The sequence below is a fragment of the Bacillus sp. BHET2 genome (assembly GCF_005938125.1).
In the GTDB taxonomy this organism is placed as follows: Bacteria; Bacillota; Bacilli; order Bacillales; family Bacillaceae_B; genus Rossellomorea.
Genome location: NZ_VCQN01000001.1, coordinates 427,105 through 442,901, shown reverse-complemented (window position 1 = coordinate 442,901; position 15,797 = coordinate 427,105). Strand labels below are relative to the sequence as shown.

Here is a 15,797-nt window from a genome sequence, read left to right as displayed (position 1 = left end):
CTGCTCTTTTTCTTGATCATCACCCACTAACTACAATAAAGAGTGTCAAGCTTAATTATTTGAACATTTAGCTTTAAGGCTTTGTTCCACGGTTTCCATTTGTGCTGCTGTCATCATTATGAGCGATTCATCCTCCACCAGTTGCGAAACCATCTTCACTTTTTCATAAGCGTTAAGTGAAAGATCGTGTTCTGATCGATCTCGATGCACCATCCCGATTTGAAAATATAACTCCCCCATGCCATAAAGAATTCTATACTCATTACACTGTTGGATCCCCTTTTTCGCATAGCGTATAGATTCCCCAAGATTTCCATTTAAGTACAATGCACGGGAATAATTGTAATACAGCTTGATTAATAGCACTTTATCGCGCATAACAGGCAACTGATTTAAACACGTCAAGATATCTTTAAATAAGGGAATGGCATAATCAAAATCTCTTAATTCAGTATAAATATTGGCCTTGGTCAAGCATATTTCGATGTCTCTCTCAGAATAGCTTTTCAACGTGGTTTGTTTCATAGAGAGAGCCTCATCCAAGTGCATAAGGGCTTGATCAAAATCCTCTTGGACTTTATATAAATAGATTGCTTCGTACCACAACAGAGTCTGCTTATGTCGACCGTGTTTAAAAAGGGGATTATCTCTCTCATAATCAACTAACTCTTTAATCTGCAGAAACTTTTTCTTCTTTAAGGCCTCGCTTAATTGCAACAAAACCTCCTGAACATAATCCATTCTGGTTACATAGACACTTTCAAGAAAGAAATTCATGTCGATTCCCAGTCTCATGGATATTCGATACAGAAGGTGTGCCGACGGAGAAAGGTCACCACTTTCAATCCTGCTTATAAATGATTGACTGCAGATATCCCTGCAGAGCTCCTGTTGTGAGATTCCGAAATGCTTTCTAAGTTCCTTGATTTGCTCTCCTATCCTTCCTTCCTTTGCATCCATAAAAACCTCCTAGACCTATGACTACATAACATCATTCGTTAAAATTGAAGAAATTCCTTCTAAATGACAAAATAAAAAGCACCTATTATTCAGGATGCTTTTCATTCTTCATGGAAGCCTTGACTTTGTTGATTTCATATTCCGAAACTTGAACCAGACCGATTGCAGATTCTTCGCCTTCACATGCCTGTAAAGAAATAAAGCCACTTTTTTCTTCTATGGCACCGCATGTAGACTTACTTTTTTCTTCTCCTGATCCACTCTTTAATACATAAAATATCGACTGGCCATCATAGGTCAATTCATTCATACTTATTTGATCGTTCGAAAAGTTAGAAACGACCAAATCTGACTTCTCCTTCTCCTCTACCTGGTTAATAAAACGCAGAAGTTTTTCGAGATTTTCAACCTTCCCTTCTTCATTCACCAATGTGTCTCCGTTTTCAGCTGATTCCTTCATCGTGTATTGGTCTACCTTTTCTTGAATAGAACACCCTGCCATGAACAGTATCCCTATCATCATACACGCAGATAATATTTTCATTATTAGCCCCCTTTTTTAGTAACCGTTAGTTCCATACGTTTAATACGAGTATAATTCATTGAAGTAGAATGCGAATGATTCATATTCTCTGGCTATCGTTTTATATTCAAGAATAAAGACCTACTTCCCTTCTTTTTCATTCCAAATTATGAAGATAGTAATAAGTGCAATCACCTGACAGAAGAACAGGTGATTGCACATGTTTATCTCCTTAAGATTCACACCAGTTCAATTTGTTGATTCTCACGGTCAGCTCCCTGAACTTCCGATCGAGATCTTCATATTCCGGATCAAGCGGAGAAATAAAACTCAACCTTCCCAACACTTCCTGTCTCTCTGTTTCCAATTTTAACAGGAGTTCCTTTTTGTCATCCCGTTCTACTGTGGGTCCATCCAACTGCTTTTGGATGGTGCTTTTCTCAATCACGAGCTTGATCTCCGTCGTCTTTTCCAGAAAATATCGGTCGTGGGACACGACGATCAATGTTCCATTGTACTCTGAGAGCGTTTCTTCCAGTTGTTCCCTGGATGGTAAGTCGAGATGGTTCGTGGGTTCATCCAAGATTAAGACGTCTCTTTCTTCTAACATATACTTCATCAACTTGCACTTCACCCGTTCCCCCATGCTCAAATTTCGGATGGGCTCACGCCAATGGGACGTCTGGAAACCCATTTGATCCATTAACGTCTGGACCTTCCCCCTCTCTTCGTATGTTTCTTTATGAAAAAGCTCTTCCGGAGTCTTATCAAATGGAAGATCAAACACTTCCTGGGTCAGGTAGCCGACGTGGGCAGATGGTGAAAGCCACACTTCTCCTTCTGACGATTCCATACCCATGATGATCTTCAGAAGTGTCGTCTTGCCGCTTCCATTCGGTCCAAGGATCGATACCTTTTCACCGTGTTGGATCGTGAAATGGACGTTTTCGAATAAGGTCCGTCCCTCAAAGGATTTCTTGAGACCTTTCACTTCTAGGAAACGTCTTCCTTTTTTGTGAGCCGATTGGACGGAGAATCGCACTATTTGCTCCTCCTCGACCTCTTCCACCTTTGCTGTTTCCAGCTGTTTTTGCAGACGTTTTTGCTTGGACTTCACTTGACTGTCGGTACGTTTCGCCTTTACACGGTAGTACTCTTTATATCCTTCCTGCTTTGTGGACTGGGCATGGGCCTTTTCAGACCAGGAAGAGAGCTCCCGCATCTGCTTTTCAATTCGTTCCACCATTTTCTGCTGTTTCTCGTACTCACGTTGCTGGGTGAGCCTTCGCTGCTTGCGCGCCTCTATATAGCTAGAATAATTCCCTTTATGCTCGATCAGCTTCTTCCCTTCTATCGACCAGATTTTCGTCACGGCCTCATCGAGAAAATATCGATCGTGGGACACGAGAAGGATGGTGCCTTTATACTCCTTAATTTGTTTGGTCAGAAGCTTGAGGCTATACTGATCAAGGTGATTGGTCGGCTCATCCAATAGAAGCAGGTCGGCATTTCCCGAAAATCCTTTTGCGAGTCTCGCCTTCAGCTTTTCTCCACCGCTTAACTGCTGGAATCCATGTGCTGGAACGTGCCATTTATTCAGTAACTTGACTTCAGATGGGGTCATTCCTTCGGAGGAATGGGTTTCGGTTTCCTGTTCCACCATGGTGATCGTTATATCCGGTTGCAACCATTGGACCTGACCTTCAGACGGTATTCTGTCACCACTTATCAATTGCAGGAGCGTGGACTTCCCGGCCCCATTATTTCCGATGATGCCGATGATTTCCCCTTCCTGCACACCGGCATTCATTTGTTCAACTATCATTCCATTCATAACTTCATAACTCACATTTGATAATTTCAATATTTCTCTCAAAACATTTTCCCCTTTCTTAAAAAGGGAGAACAAAAAAATCCTCCCAATATTTCTGGAAGGATTAGCCGGACCTGTAACGTACGCAAAGAAAGCTATATACACTTAATAGCTAAGCAGTTTATAAAAATGGGCAGACTAATCCTATTTAGGTTGATTTGAAATATGGAATTTCAATCGTCGAAAATAAGATTAGTTCTTCATTGTCCACCCATCACTCCTGTCATATTTAGTAAATTAACTATACCATGAAGAACGAAAGTAGTGCAAAAGGAAAATGGGATCAGGATAAAGAAAAAAAGCCGAAACATGTTCGACTTTTCATGGATATATCATCCTTTGTTTGGGAATACCCGCTTTACCATATCTGCTATTTCCTCACCAAATCCTTCGATCGGTTTACCATTTTCCGCTTTATTGGCGTAATCTTTCATACTGCCTACGAACTCAGGATTTGTAGACACATATACGTGATTGATGCTTCCGTTTTGTTTTTTCACCTGATCGGAGATTTTTTTCTCGAGATCCTTCGTTACCTTTCCATTCATGTTCCCTTCTAGGGACGCTGCAACATATGCATTTTGATCTGTCGTCAAAACATACGCACTTTTCACTTCTTTAAGATCAGCTACCCTATCGGCTTCTTGCTTCGCTAGTGAGTAATTCTCTTTCATCATACCGTCATTTACGTAATCCCGATTTGCTTGATCATTTTTGTAGTTCACCTTTTCGAGATTCCGGTTGTTCATTTGTTGTCCTTCTTCATTCATGTTTTTGTTTGTACCGCAACCAGCTGCGATGAACATCAACATAAAGCCTGTAACTGAAATCAATAAATATTTTTTCATTAGAATACCTCCTGAATTTTATTCACCCTTACTATCCCCGGAGAGAAATAAAATTATTCAATAGCTTTAAACGTGTTTAATTCATTACATAAAAAGGGAAAACTCGAATGGTAGACTGATTTCGGGAGGTGGAAGGATGTTTCAGGCAGCTTTATGGGGAGGGATTGCCAGTTTATCTCTCTTGATTGGGGCATTTATGGGTATTTTTCTCCATATCCCTAAGCGTGTAGTCGCATATATCATGGCATTAGGTACAGGATTGATCATTGGATCCGCCACCTTCGATCTCTTAAGTGAAGCAGAAGGAAAAGCAAATCTGTACTATCTTATATCCATGTTTCTGCTGGGTGCTCTTATCTTTACATTATTTGAACTCTTTATTTCTAAAAAAGGCGGAAGTGACCGGAAACGTTCAAAGCAAAATCCCCAAGGTCATTCAGGATTAGCGATTTATGTAGGGACACTCATGGACGCGATCCCTGAATCCATCATTATCGGGGTAAGCTTTCTAGAAAGCGAATCCATGGGATGGGTATTTATTACCGCGATCTTCATTAGTAATTTACCCGAATCATTATCCAGCAGTATCGGGTTAAAGATGGATCAATATAGTACGAGAAAAATTCTATTTCTATGGGGAAGTGTGGTCATTCTTTCTTCCGTCAGCTCATTGCTGGGCTATGTGTTTTTGGAAAATGCACCTGAAAGCACTTCTTACTTAATCGGAGCTTTCGGAGCAGGCGGATTACTCGCTATGGTTTCGTCCACTATGATGCCCGAGGCCTTTGAGGACGGCGGACCCATCGTCGGATTCCTTTGTTCCTTAGGAATCATCCTGTCTTTCATTTTCACCAGCATTCAATAGTTTTGGGAGTGATATAAAAAAACGCACGAGAGCAGTTGCTCCCGTACGTTTTTTTACTCTTCGTGATCGATCGTCAGTCCTTCTACAAAACGCTTCCCCATGATCTTATCTTTCTTCCGATTACCTTTACTATTAAAGATAATATCAAAGTCATATTCGTCTGGATATAATTCCTTGGCAGAGACATAGAGACTTAACCTTTTGTGATTTACCGTTTTCTTTTCCCCTTTGATTTGGATTATATAGTCCCCTTTATCATTGGGTCCTTCATATACAATAGCAAATTCCCCTTCAGGAGAAACCTTCACATTATCGCCTTTTCCATAATATTCAACTGCACTGTTTCCTGGTCGTAAGGCTGGTTTACTATGAGATCTTTTCTTGTGCTTATTTACAATCACCTGCTTCTCCATTTCCTTCTTCATATGAAAATCGACGTCCCCGAGGCTGTAGGTTCTTTTTTCCTTATAGGTAATTTCGTGTGCTCGTTCGATGATATCAGGGTGCATCCCAAGCTTCAACGCAATGGAAAACGCTTGGCTTTCTCCCCCTTTCCCTACGATGAGCTTATACGTTGGCTGCAAGGTGTCGATGTTAAATTCCATGCTGCCATTGGTAAAGCCTTCGTGTTCTTTCGCGAAATTTTTGATTTCACTATAATGGGTAGTGGCAAGGATTGTCGCCCCCTTCTCAAATAATTGATCGAGGATCGCTGTTGCGAGTCCCATACCTTCCATGGGATCTGTACCGGAACCAAGCTCATCCAATAAGATGAGAGTACGGTCATTCGTATCCTTCAAGATATCAATAATATTTTTGACGTGAGAGCTGAAGGTGCTTAAATTTTGTTGAAGACTTTGTCCATCCCCGATGTCTAATAGAATCTGCTGATAAATGCTAATTTCACTGCCCTCATCTGCTGGGATATGCAACCCGCATTGCGTCATGAGGGTAAGAAGACCAACTGTCTTGATGGTAACGGTTTTCCCCCCTGTATTCGGACCGGTTATGACCAAAGCATGAAACTCTTCCCCCATTTGTATAGATAGTGGAACCGCCTGTGTTCCAAGCAATGGATGGACGGCATTTTTCAAATGAATTCGATGATCTTCATTTACAACTGCGCTAACGCCACCATAAGAACGACTATATTTCGCTTTGGCGAACAATACATCATAATGAATCATAGTTTCGATTGCGAGATTTAATTGTGGTTCGAATGCCTGAACCAACCCGGTCAGCGTCCAAAGAATATTCTCTACTTCACGATCTTCCTCTAGTTTATACAACAGGAGCTGGTCTTGCTGAGTACTTAATTCCTCCGGTTCAATATACAAGGTCGATCCGGAAGCAGACGAATCCAAGACGGCTCCTTTCAATTTCCCCCTGAATTCTTTCTTAATTGGGAGAACATACCGGCCATTCCTCTGACTCACAATTGCTTCTTGAAGAAAAGATTTATATTTTGCCGATTTTACGATCGACTGAATTTTATCCTTTAAGCGATCTTCTTGAATGCTAACTTGTTTTCTGATCCGTAACAGTTCTTTACTCGCATAGTCATCCACTCTTCCATTTCGGATGCATCGATTGATTTCCTCTCCCAGGTCTGGAATCTCTTCTATTGAATATACATACGATGAAACCCTCGGTGCCACCCACTGTTTATCGTCCATGAATTTCTTGAGTTTCTTACATGCATCAAGAAAATAATAAAGACCCGTAAGCTGGTCCGGGCGCAAGGGGACCCCTTTCGTCAGATTCCCCATCATGCTTTGTACCCCGTCTAACGCATGAATCGGGACACTGGCACTTTTCTCAATGATTCTTACTGCTTCCGTTACCTCTTCAAGACGCATGTCTATTTGCCGTTTGTTTGTTGATGGAATTAAACTTAACAGTTCCTTCTTGCCTTCTTCTGTGAGGGCAAAGCGGGTCAATTCATCTTTAACCGAATGAAATTCTAGTGTTTGAAACGTCTTTTCGTTCATGTTATCTCCTCCATTTAGACAAAAATAGACCACAACGAACAATGTCCATTGTGGTCTTCCTTTACTCATATTCCATCCAACCTTCATCATCAAGGACGTGTGACGCAAATCAATCGTTCATTCAAAGTGGGATGAGCTCACTTTAGCGATTTGCGGAATTGTGCACAAAAAAAGAGCTGTGCACAAAGACACAGCTCTCCTGATAAAGGAAATGAGTATGCTATGACCATTGTTCTTAACTACATTTTGCAAGCACAACTAAATAAGCTTATACAATCGGCTAATTAAAGACGATTGATTGCAAAATGTCCGTATTCATTTCACGGTTAGTTAAGAACGACACCTAACATAAAACATACTCCCTTTGTATACAATATTGGATTTCATGACTAGTGTACGATGAATCTCATTCCAAGTCAATAGACTACTGCAGAGATCGCTTATACTGTAATCTCTTCCACTGAAAACGGATAAAGCAACCAATACAGAATCCGGCAAGTGCAATGGATGCCGCTAGAAATACCATACCTGAGAAGATGTAGAATCCTGTGCTCCATCCAATAAGAGCACTAATCATTGCTGCACCTAAACAGCTTACAGCAATGATGTTATTAAACTGCTGCTGATCGGCGTCCTCAGGTGTATACTGGGATGGGTCTTTCTTTAAGAAACGCTTCCCTATCTTTATGACAGGATTGAATTTAAAGATCAATGCAGACAATCCAGCGATGAATGGAAGCAATAAGAAGAATTCTATTTGAAACAGCCAAGAAATGACTACGCTTATAACTATGAACCACTGATTTACTTGAACTAACGGTTTCGGTATCGAATTGGGTGAAATGGCACTCATTTTAATTCATACCTTTCTTATTGGAATTTATGTATTTATAGTGTATCGAATTACTTGGATAAAATCAAAAGAAAAAACCGGAATCAGCTTCCCATTTTTTTGGCGGATTTCGGTTTTCTTCCTTTATAGGTTTCGTAGGATGTCGGCATGTCGCTGTTCATCATATGCGGCTCTCATAAATCTTCGCTGTGATCTTGGTTCAGTCAATTGATTGGAAATCGATACATAGAAAGTAACTGATTCACTTTCATCTTTTATGCTTTCCCGAATCGCTTGACGATAATTGGATGGGAGGTCAAGAGAACTCACTAACTGAAGGGATGGATATAGGTTGTTCAGCTGAAGATAGGTCTGGCTAAAGGCATTAAAGTGACGAATTTCATCCTGGCGTATTCCGAGGATGGCTTGTTTCGCTGTCTCATTCGGGGCAAGTTCAGCCAATTGTGTGTAATAGGATATAGCTTTGAACTGATAATTAATGGCTTTTTGTATATTCCTTCTCAGCTGTTGATCGATTTCACGGTCATCACCATTATCGAAATAATACGGGTGCTGGTCTTGCATCAAGTATCTCCTCCTAAGCAATAGCCTTCTTATAAGCTATGACAGGAGCCCAATGTTGGTGCTGTACTTACTTCTTTAATTCGTATCGATTCTGCAACTCCAAGGGAGCCATCTTCACAATAAGCTGCAGCATAAATGCATACACGGCGAGATCATCCACAATTCCGAATATAAGAAACACATCAGGAATCAAATCCAACGGAAGCCAGAAATAAAACCCAACCAGCCCAACTGACAATACCTTCTTCCACACCGCAACATCACGAGAACGGAAAAAATGAACCAAAAACGGAACCGACCGACGAACATTCAAAACAAACCTCACACGCTTCACAAACCTCATCATCCGATACTCAACACCTGTCTGTTTTTTTTATTTATTTATCATAGCACACCAAATAATAAGAAGGCCTTCATCCGAATAATAGAATCTGTGCATATCCAAGCATCGATTTTTGGCTCATTCGAGTGAAACCAAGGTTTCACTCGCCTTTCAGCAAAGCTGAAAGGTCGCCATGTGTTAAAGAAGCTAGGGGAAAATGCATTTTCCCCTAGCTTCTTTAACACATGGCAGAAATGAGCCAAAAATCACCCCATCCAGAACCACCCTCCCTCTTTCCTATTAAAAGTGCGATCAATCCCCCTCCTCAAAGGTCCCCTCCATCCCACCAAATTTCCGCTATCCACTGATGTAACCAGCCGGTAAATTTAACACACTTCCTGCTAACACTCTATCTTTTTCACATACTTGCATGTTATAATCTTTTAGATTGAGTATTAGGAGGTATATCACACATGATTCAAGTTTCAGATGTAAGTCTACGTTTTGGTGATAGAAAACTATTCGAAGACGTGAATATAAAGTTTAATCCAGGGAATTGCTATGGCCTTATCGGAGCAAACGGGGCAGGTAAATCAACATTTCTAAAAATTCTCTCTGGAGAAATCGAAGCGCAAACTGGACACGTAGCAATGGGTTCAGGAGAGCGTCTTGCGGTCTTAAAGCAGGATCACTTCGAATATGAAGAGTATGAAGCACTAAAAGTGGTCATTATGGGGCATACCCGTTTATATGAAGTAATGCAAGAAAAAGACGCCATCTACATGAAGGAAGACTTCTCAGATGAAGACGGCATGAGAGCGGCAGAATTAGAAGGCGAATTCGCTGAGCTAAACGGTTGGGAAGCTGAATCAGAAGCTGCAATCCTACTAAAAGGCTTAGGCATCAACGAGGACCTTCACACGAAACAAATGTCCGAACTAACCGGTGGAGACAAAGTGAAGATCTTATTGGCACAAGCACTATTCGGCAAACCAGATGTTCTTTTACTGGATGAGCCTACCAACCACTTGGACATCCAAGCGATCCAATGGTTAGAAGATTTTCTAATCAATTTTGAAAATACCGTAATCGTCGTATCACATGACCGTCACTTCTTAAACAAAGTATGTACGCACATTGCTGATCTTGATTTCGGTAAAATTCAAGTGTATGTAGGGAACTACGATTTCTGGTATGAGTCCAGTCAGTTAGCACTTAAAATGGCTCAGGACCAAAACAAGAAAAAAGAAGAAAAAATCAAAGAGCTTCAGGCATTCGTTGCCCGATTTAGTGCCAACGCATCTAAATCCAAACAAGCTACTTCTCGTAAAAAATCGCTTGAGAAAATCTCATTGGACGATATCAAGCCTAGCTCTCGTCGTTACCCATATGTTCAATTCAAACCTGAACGGGAAATCGGAAATGATGTACTCCGTGTAGAAGGTCTGACAAAGACAATCGATGGCGTCAAAGTACTAAACGATGTAAGCTTCATCCTGAACAAAGATGATAAAATCGCATTGGTCGGTGCCAATGAAATTGCGAAAACGACTCTATTCAAGATCTTGGCTGGAGAAATGGAGCCTGACAGCGGTTCAGTCAGATGGGGAGTGACAACGACTCAAGCGTACTTCCCGAATGATAACTCCAAGTATTTTGAAGGAAACGAACCGTCACTTGTGGATTGGCTACGTCAATACTCACCAGCTGATGAAAGCGAAACATTCCTTCGCGGATTCCTTGGTCGTATGTTATTCTCCGGTGAAGAAGTACTGAAAAAGCCAAGTGTCCTTTCCGGAGGAGAAAAGGTTCGCTGCATGTTATCGAAGATGATGCTTAGCGGATCAAATGTTTTGCTACTCGATGAACCTACGAATCACTTAGATTTGGAGTCCATCACGGCATTGAATAATGGATTGATTAACTTCAAAGGTGCGATGATCTTCGCTTCCCATGACCATCAGTTCATTCACACCATCTCCAATCGCATAATCGAGCTCACAGAAGACGGTTTAATCGATAAGGAAACAACGTATGATGAATTTTTGGAAATGAAAGCTGCAATGAAAGCGTAATTGAATACTAGTAAAAAAGCAGATGCCCCCGTTGGCATCTGCTTTTTTTGATATAGGGTCAGTAAACCTGGACAACTTACCCTTGTCCGTTTTTAACCAGGTACCCTTTTATTTGGAAATAACTTATTTCTTTCGGTAATTCTTCTTTAATCGGTTTCAAAGGGGCTGGTCCTACTTTCGAAACGGCTTCTTCAATCAGGGTTTCTTCTGCTTCTGTAAACAAAATGCTCCAATCATCCAAGATTCCTTCCTGATAGGTACGGATGATATGATTTTCAATCGTTGCCGTGCTCATGCCCCGCTCTTTCGAAATCTCTTTAATCCCTTTTTGATCCTTGAATAGTGCGTAGCTGATCAAATAAGAAGGTGTGTCTGAGTGATTTGCTTTCTGGATTGAAGCAGGCTTTTGAATCTCTACTTGGTGATCTGGAAACTCATTTAAAAAAGCTGAGATTTCTTTAATGAAAATTTCTCCGTATCGATTCAACTTACTTTCCCCCACTCCGCTGACATGAAGAAATTCCTGGGATGTTTTCGGTCTCTTCACACACATATCCTGCAACGCCTTATCGGAGAAAATAACAAAGGGTGGGACCCCTTCTGAATCTGCGATCGATTTCCGCAGGGTACGAAGAGCCTGGAACAACTCATCTTCCTGAGGGATAATGGCAGAAACCGTCGGCTGTACTTTTCTGGCCACGGTTCGGTCCCCCATTAACACCTCTTTCCCTTTGCTTGAAACCTTAAGAACCGGAAAGCTTCCCCCTTCCACTTGTATAACCCCTTCCGAAATCAGGTAGTCGATGAATAAACCAACTTCTTTTTGAGACTGGTCCTTCATTAACCCGTAAGTAGTAAGACGGTCAAATCCCCATTCGAGAATTTTTTTCCCTTTTGAACCGGTGAGCACGCCGCTTATGAGTGAGGTACCGAATCGTTCATTCATCCTCATCATGCAGGATAATACCATTTGTGCTTCTTTCGTTACATCTTCAGATTCCCGCTCATCCAGGCAATTGCTGCAGTGACCACATGCCGCATCTACATGTTCCCCAAAATACGCTAAAATATAGTTTTGTAAACATGCTTCTGTATGCACAAAGTCAATCATGTCCCGGAGCTTTTGCATTTCATTCTCATGCAATTCCTGATTCACAATATTTTGGTCAATGATGTACCGCTGCGTTTGGATATCCTGAGGTGAAAACAACAAGATACATTCACTGTCTACACCGTCACGACCTGCTCTTCCTGCTTCCTGATAATACCCTTCCATATTCTTAGGGATTTGATAATGAATCACATATCGGACGTTCGATTTATTGATCCCCATACCAAATGCATTAGTCGCAATCATGATGGTGATCGAATCATTCAAGAATTCCTCTTGTTGCTCTTGCCTTAATGTGTCAGACAGTCCCCCATGATATTTCCCGACCGAATATCCCTTTTTCTCGAGATATACATACAGATTTTCCACTTCTTTACGTGTAGCGCAATAAATGATGCCGGAATGCTGCTCATTTTTTTGTACATACTTTGCTACCCACCGTTTACGGTCTTCACCCTTTACCACTTGGAAAAATAAATTCGTTCGTTGAAACCCAGTTAATACTTTATATTGTTCTGGAATATGTAAGTGATGAAGAATATCCGCTTGGACTTCGGGAGTAGCGGTTGCTGTTAGAGCAAGTATGGTCGGTTTGGATTGAAGTTGATCCACTGCTTTAGAGATCCCTAGATAGCTCGGTCTGAAATCATGACCCCACTGGGATAAACAGTGTGCTTCATCAACAGCTACAAGGGGGATGGGCAAAGTATTGAGGAAACGGAGGAATCCATATGACTCTAATCTTTCCGGAGCGATATAAACGAGCTTGTACTCGCCTAATGAAATCTCTTCCATTCTTGTCTCTACCTCACTGTTCGATAGAGTGCTATTGATATAGGTAGCTTTAATCCCCTGATGAATCAATGAATCCACCTGGTCCTTCATCAGAGAGATAAGTGGGGAAATCACGAGTGTCACACCATCCAGCATGAGGGCAGGAATTTGGTAGCAGATCGACTTCCCGCCTCCTGTCGGCATGATCCCGACAGTGTTTTTACCATCCAATATGTATTCAATAATGTTTGCTTGTCCTTCTCTGAATTCGTCATACCCGAAGTATTGCTTTAAAGCCTGTTGCGCTTCTTGAATCACAGTCTTCCCTCCATATATAATTATTTGTATTCCTTTATTGTATTCCAGAATGAAGAACGTGCCAATAGGCATGACCGATTTTCCATAAGAAAAGAGTCCCCTCATCTTTCGTTTCTTTATTATCTCTATAAATAAGAAATAAACGAAAAAGGCTGTGCATGTGGATTCACACCCAGCATGCACAGCCACTTCACTAAAACCATTTAACCGTTTTTTCTTCTGTATTCACTTCATCGGGCTTTGACAGCTTCCAAAAGCTATCCCATACAGTTTCTTTTTCATCGGAAGTCGGACTTTTTACTTCTTTCTCTTTCTTGTTGGACATGGTGCTCCCTCCTTTAATACATTCATACACTACATACTATTCAATTATAAAAAAAGAGTTTAATTATTTTTTGAAAACATACCTAAATATCTTGAAAATGAAAAAAGAACCAATCAGATGATTGGTTCTTTACAATCCATTAGGATGATTTCATTGTAGGGTGCGGGTTATCTACCACTTGTAATACTTTAGTGGAAGTCACCATCTCTTCTTTACAGAGCGGACACTTAGGTGCCTCTTCACTTTTGAAATTGTCTCTCATCCAGCCTTTGCAATCTTCAGCGGAACAAGCCCAAATCTTAGTATCCTCTGTTTTAATTTCTTCCTCAACTTGATTTCTACGACCAAAAGCCATTGAACGTCCTCCTTTAAGGTAAGTAGGATTTCCTTGCTATGCTTTCTAACAGGAAAATAATGTTGTGGTAATGTATGCTGCAGATAGTATGTGGTCAAAATTTCGCTAATAAAATCGGATCAATTGCTTCGATTATTTCCATTATACCACACTTTACTCCATTTTAATATATGAACACCAAAGTAATGGTCAATATGTACGTGAAGACTTGTTTTTTTATTTTTTCATTTGCTTTCTTGAAGATGGGGTTTTCAAACCACCTGATAATTCATGATTTGCCGTCCCTTGTCCTTCCACCTCTGAGGAACCTAACACAGCCTTTGACGGATCTTTCTTCTTTTTGTTCATCTAAATCACCTCCTTGCCTACCTTTCCCAATTTAATATAATTTTATGTATCTTTCCTATTGGATCATTTCACATGGCTCTCTTAGAAAAGTGGTTAAAAAAATCACCACAGCTATGATTAAGAAACGATTTCATGGGGAGTCTAATCAATAAATTGAGGTTTAGGGTGTTGAATACTGTGTTTAAACGGAGAAAAGTAGAAAAAGATGTTGACCAGGAGTCCCCTCACAGCTTTAACATCGAGTCGTTCCATAAAGAACTGCTTTCTCTCGTGAGCAATAGTGAGGATTTGGTGTTCCGTACCATTACGGTCAATGAACAAAACTTGGCCATTGCTTATTTTGAAGACATGGTCAATCCATCGTCCATGCAAGATAGTATTGTAAGGCCACTTGAAGAATGCACCGGTGAAATAGACTATATCGTCATCAAGAATACCATTAATATTGCAAAATTGACGACAACGGATTCCATTACTGATGTTGTGAATAATTTGGTTAACGGAACTGCTTATATCTTTAAAGAAGACGATACACACGGGATACTTGCCGATGTTGCGGACAAGGGCACACGTGCCTTGGAAAAAGCAGAAACGGAATCTCTTGTGTTTGGTCCGAAAATTTCATTTACTGAATCCATCACGAAAAACTTGAATTTAATCCGCTCTAATATCAATGATCCGAAACTTTGCGTTGAAACCTTTATGATCGGGTCGAGAACCAAGAAAAAAGTACAGATGATTTACATAAAAGATATTGCAGAAGAAGAGAACGTAAATACGTTCAGGCAGCGCATCACAGAAATAGAAGTGGATAGCATTGTAGATTCTACTGTATTGGCACAAATGATTGAAGATAATTCATTTACCATTTTCCCGCAATTCATTACGACAGAACTCCCTGACCGTTGCACCATATCTCTCCTTCACGGGAAGATTGCGTTATTGGTCGACAGAAGTCCAACAGCCATCATCGGTCCATCGACATTTATGAATTTCTTCGAATCAACAGAAGATATCTATATGCGATGGAACATGGGAACATTTCTTCGGTTGGTACGATTTGTGGCGATCTTCTTTTCCATTCTGTTAACCCCTGCATACGTGGCGGTGTTAACGTACCATTATGAAGTCATTCCATCAGCACTCCTTGTTTCCCTGGGACAGTCCCGATCCAATGTTCCATTCCCGCCTGTATTTGAGGCACTTCTATTAGAATTCATTATTGAATTGTTACGTGAAGCAGGAGCGAGATTACCCACCAAGGTTGGGCAGACAATGGGGATCGTTGGTGGTATCGTCATCGGCCAAGCATCTGTTCAAGCAGGGTTTACAAGTAACATCCTAATCATTATTATTGCCATTTCTGCTCTTGGGTCGTTCACAGCACCGAGTTATGCTATGGGTACTGCCGTTAGGATTTTGCGTTTTCCGATTATTATTATGGCAGGATTATATGGTGGCATCGGGATTATGTTTTGCTTCTGCTTCTTATTGATTCATTTATTAAAAATCACCACATTGGGGAGACCTTATTTGTCCCCTTTATACCCATTTCGATTTTCAGATTTGAAATACAGCATATTCCGTTTACCGTATCAATATTTAGACAAGCGTCCCGTAAGTAATCACCCTATTGACCAGGGCCGTATTCCAGAGAAGAAAGCACGAACGAAAAAAGACGTAGATGAGTAA

Annotated in this window: 15 protein-coding genes; 3 read left to right on the top strand and 12 right to left on the bottom strand. The window is 40.8% G+C overall.

Annotated features, from left to right (window positions below):
* Window positions 1-51 precede the first annotated feature (51 nt).
* The 4 genes from FGG79_RS02290 to FGG79_RS02275 form a co-directional block, all read right to left on the bottom strand.
* A complete protein-coding gene (locus FGG79_RS02290) occupies window positions 52-960 on the bottom strand; it encodes a helix-turn-helix domain-containing protein (protein WP_138776136.1) in 909 nt (302 codons plus the stop codon).
* Between the two features lie 85 nt (window positions 961-1,045).
* Entirely contained in the window at window positions 1,046-1,504 is a 459-nt protein-coding gene (locus tag FGG79_RS02285) for a DUF4362 domain-containing protein (RefSeq protein ID WP_138776135.1), read from the bottom strand.
* Window positions 1,505-1,715: 211 nt separating this feature from the next.
* Window positions 1,716-3,359 carry a ribosomal protection-like ABC-F family protein gene (gene abc-f / locus FGG79_RS02280; protein WP_138776134.1) on the bottom strand — a complete coding sequence of 548 codons (1,644 nt, stop codon included), beginning with the start codon at window positions 3,357-3,359 and terminating at the stop codon, window positions 1,716-1,718.
* A gap of 329 nt (window positions 3,360-3,688) precedes the next feature.
* Entirely contained in the window at window positions 3,689-4,204 is a 516-nt protein-coding gene (locus tag FGG79_RS02275; RefSeq protein ID WP_138776133.1) for a YhcN/YlaJ family sporulation lipoprotein, read from the bottom strand.
* 136 nt (window positions 4,205-4,340) lie between these two features.
* On the opposite strand from FGG79_RS02275, the gene FGG79_RS02270 reads away from it, so the two are divergent.
* The gene (locus FGG79_RS02270; RefSeq protein ID WP_138776132.1) at window positions 4,341-5,069 is read left to right on the top strand and encodes a ZIP family metal transporter; all 729 of its coding nucleotides are present in this window, start codon (window positions 4,341-4,343) and stop codon (window positions 5,067-5,069) included.
* A 53-nt stretch (window positions 5,070-5,122) separates the two neighbouring features.
* Here the strand turns inward: FGG79_RS02270 and FGG79_RS02265 are convergent, their stop codons facing one another.
* The 4 genes from FGG79_RS02265 to FGG79_RS02250 all read right to left on the bottom strand — a co-directional run bounded on the left by FGG79_RS02265 (window position 5,123) and on the right by FGG79_RS02250 (window position 8,823).
* Entirely contained in the window at window positions 5,123-7,060 is a 1,938-nt protein-coding gene (locus FGG79_RS02265; RefSeq protein ID WP_138776131.1) for an endonuclease MutS2, read from the bottom strand.
* Window positions 7,061-7,484: 424 nt separating this feature from the next.
* Window positions 7,485-7,913, bottom strand: coding sequence for a DUF4395 domain-containing protein (locus FGG79_RS02260; protein WP_138776130.1), 429 nt, complete (start codon window positions 7,911-7,913; stop codon window positions 7,485-7,487).
* A gap of 123 nt (window positions 7,914-8,036) precedes the next feature.
* Window positions 8,037-8,477, bottom strand: coding sequence for a ferritin family protein (locus tag FGG79_RS02255; RefSeq protein WP_138776129.1), 441 nt, complete (start codon window positions 8,475-8,477; stop codon window positions 8,037-8,039).
* A gap of 67 nt (window positions 8,478-8,544) precedes the next feature.
* On the bottom strand, window positions 8,545-8,823 hold the full coding sequence (locus tag FGG79_RS02250; protein ID WP_138776128.1) for a YkvA family protein: 279 nt from the start codon (window positions 8,821-8,823) through the stop codon (window positions 8,545-8,547).
* Between the two features lie 449 nt (window positions 8,824-9,272).
* On the opposite strand from FGG79_RS02250, the gene FGG79_RS02245 reads away from it, so the two are divergent.
* A complete protein-coding gene (locus FGG79_RS02245; protein ID WP_138776127.1) occupies window positions 9,273-10,874 on the top strand; it encodes an ABC-F family ATP-binding cassette domain-containing protein in 1,602 nt (533 codons plus the stop codon).
* Between the two features lie 76 nt (window positions 10,875-10,950).
* Here FGG79_RS02245 and recQ read toward each other — a convergent pair whose 3' ends face one another.
* The 4 genes from recQ to FGG79_RS02230 all read right to left on the bottom strand — a co-directional run bounded on the left by recQ (window position 10,951) and on the right by FGG79_RS02230 (window position 14,105).
* Complete coding sequence (recQ, locus tag FGG79_RS02240) at window positions 10,951-13,077, bottom strand: DNA helicase RecQ (RefSeq protein ID WP_138776126.1); 2,127 nt, start codon at window positions 13,075-13,077, stop codon at window positions 10,951-10,953.
* Window positions 13,078-13,270: 193 nt separating this feature from the next.
* Window positions 13,271-13,402, bottom strand: coding sequence for a hypothetical protein (locus tag FGG79_RS22250; RefSeq protein ID WP_276607950.1), 132 nt, complete (start codon window positions 13,400-13,402; stop codon window positions 13,271-13,273).
* A gap of 139 nt (window positions 13,403-13,541) precedes the next feature.
* Complete coding sequence (locus tag FGG79_RS02235; RefSeq protein ID WP_138776125.1) at window positions 13,542-13,757, bottom strand: cold-shock protein; 216 nt, start codon at window positions 13,755-13,757, stop codon at window positions 13,542-13,544.
* A gap of 216 nt (window positions 13,758-13,973) precedes the next feature.
* Window positions 13,974-14,105 carry a YuzL family protein gene (locus FGG79_RS02230; RefSeq protein ID WP_138776124.1) on the bottom strand — a complete coding sequence of 44 codons (132 nt, stop codon included), beginning with the start codon at window positions 14,103-14,105 and terminating at the stop codon, window positions 13,974-13,976.
* Between the two features lie 177 nt (window positions 14,106-14,282).
* On the opposite strand from FGG79_RS02230, the gene FGG79_RS02225 reads away from it, so the two are divergent.
* Window positions 14,283-15,797 carry a spore germination protein gene (locus FGG79_RS02225; RefSeq protein ID WP_240794179.1) on the top strand — a complete coding sequence of 505 codons (1,515 nt, stop codon included), beginning with the start codon at window positions 14,283-14,285 and terminating at the stop codon, window positions 15,795-15,797.

Excerpts from the sequence above, each read along its gene's own strand:
- FGG79_RS02290 (WP_138776136.1), bottom strand. The coding sequence starts at position 960 with ATGGATGCAAAGGAAGGAAGGATAGGAGAGCAAATCAAGGAACTTAGA.
- FGG79_RS02235 (WP_138776125.1), bottom strand. The coding sequence starts at position 13,757 with ATGGCTTTTGGTCGTAGAAATCAAGTTGAGGAAGAAATTAAAACAGAG.
- FGG79_RS02250 (WP_138776128.1), bottom strand. The coding sequence starts at position 8,823 with ATGATGAGGTTTGTGAAGCGTGTGAGGTTTGTTTTGAATGTTCGTCGG.
- FGG79_RS02265 (WP_138776131.1), bottom strand. The coding sequence starts at position 7,060 with ATGAACGAAAAGACGTTTCAAACACTAGAATTTCATTCGGTTAAAGAT.
- FGG79_RS02275 (WP_138776133.1), bottom strand. The coding sequence starts at position 4,204 with ATGAAAAAATATTTATTGATTTCAGTTACAGGCTTTATGTTGATGTTC.
- FGG79_RS02230 (WP_138776124.1), bottom strand. The coding sequence starts at position 14,105 with ATGAACAAAAAGAAGAAAGATCCGTCAAAGGCTGTGTTAGGTTCCTCA.
- FGG79_RS02260 (WP_138776130.1), bottom strand. The coding sequence starts at position 7,913 with ATGAGTGCCATTTCACCCAATTCGATACCGAAACCGTTAGTTCAAGTA.
- FGG79_RS22250 (WP_276607950.1), bottom strand. The coding sequence starts at position 13,402 with ATGTCCAACAAGAAAGAGAAAGAAGTAAAAAGTCCGACTTCCGATGAA.
- FGG79_RS02270 (WP_138776132.1), top strand. The coding sequence starts at position 4,341 with ATGTTTCAGGCAGCTTTATGGGGAGGGATTGCCAGTTTATCTCTCTTG.
- FGG79_RS02285 (WP_138776135.1), bottom strand. The coding sequence starts at position 1,504 with ATGAAAATATTATCTGCGTGTATGATGATAGGGATACTGTTCATGGCA.
- FGG79_RS02245 (WP_138776127.1), top strand. The coding sequence starts at position 9,273 with ATGATTCAAGTTTCAGATGTAAGTCTACGTTTTGGTGATAGAAAACTA.
- FGG79_RS02255 (WP_138776129.1), bottom strand. The coding sequence starts at position 8,477 with ATGCAAGACCAGCACCCGTATTATTTCGATAATGGTGATGACCGTGAA.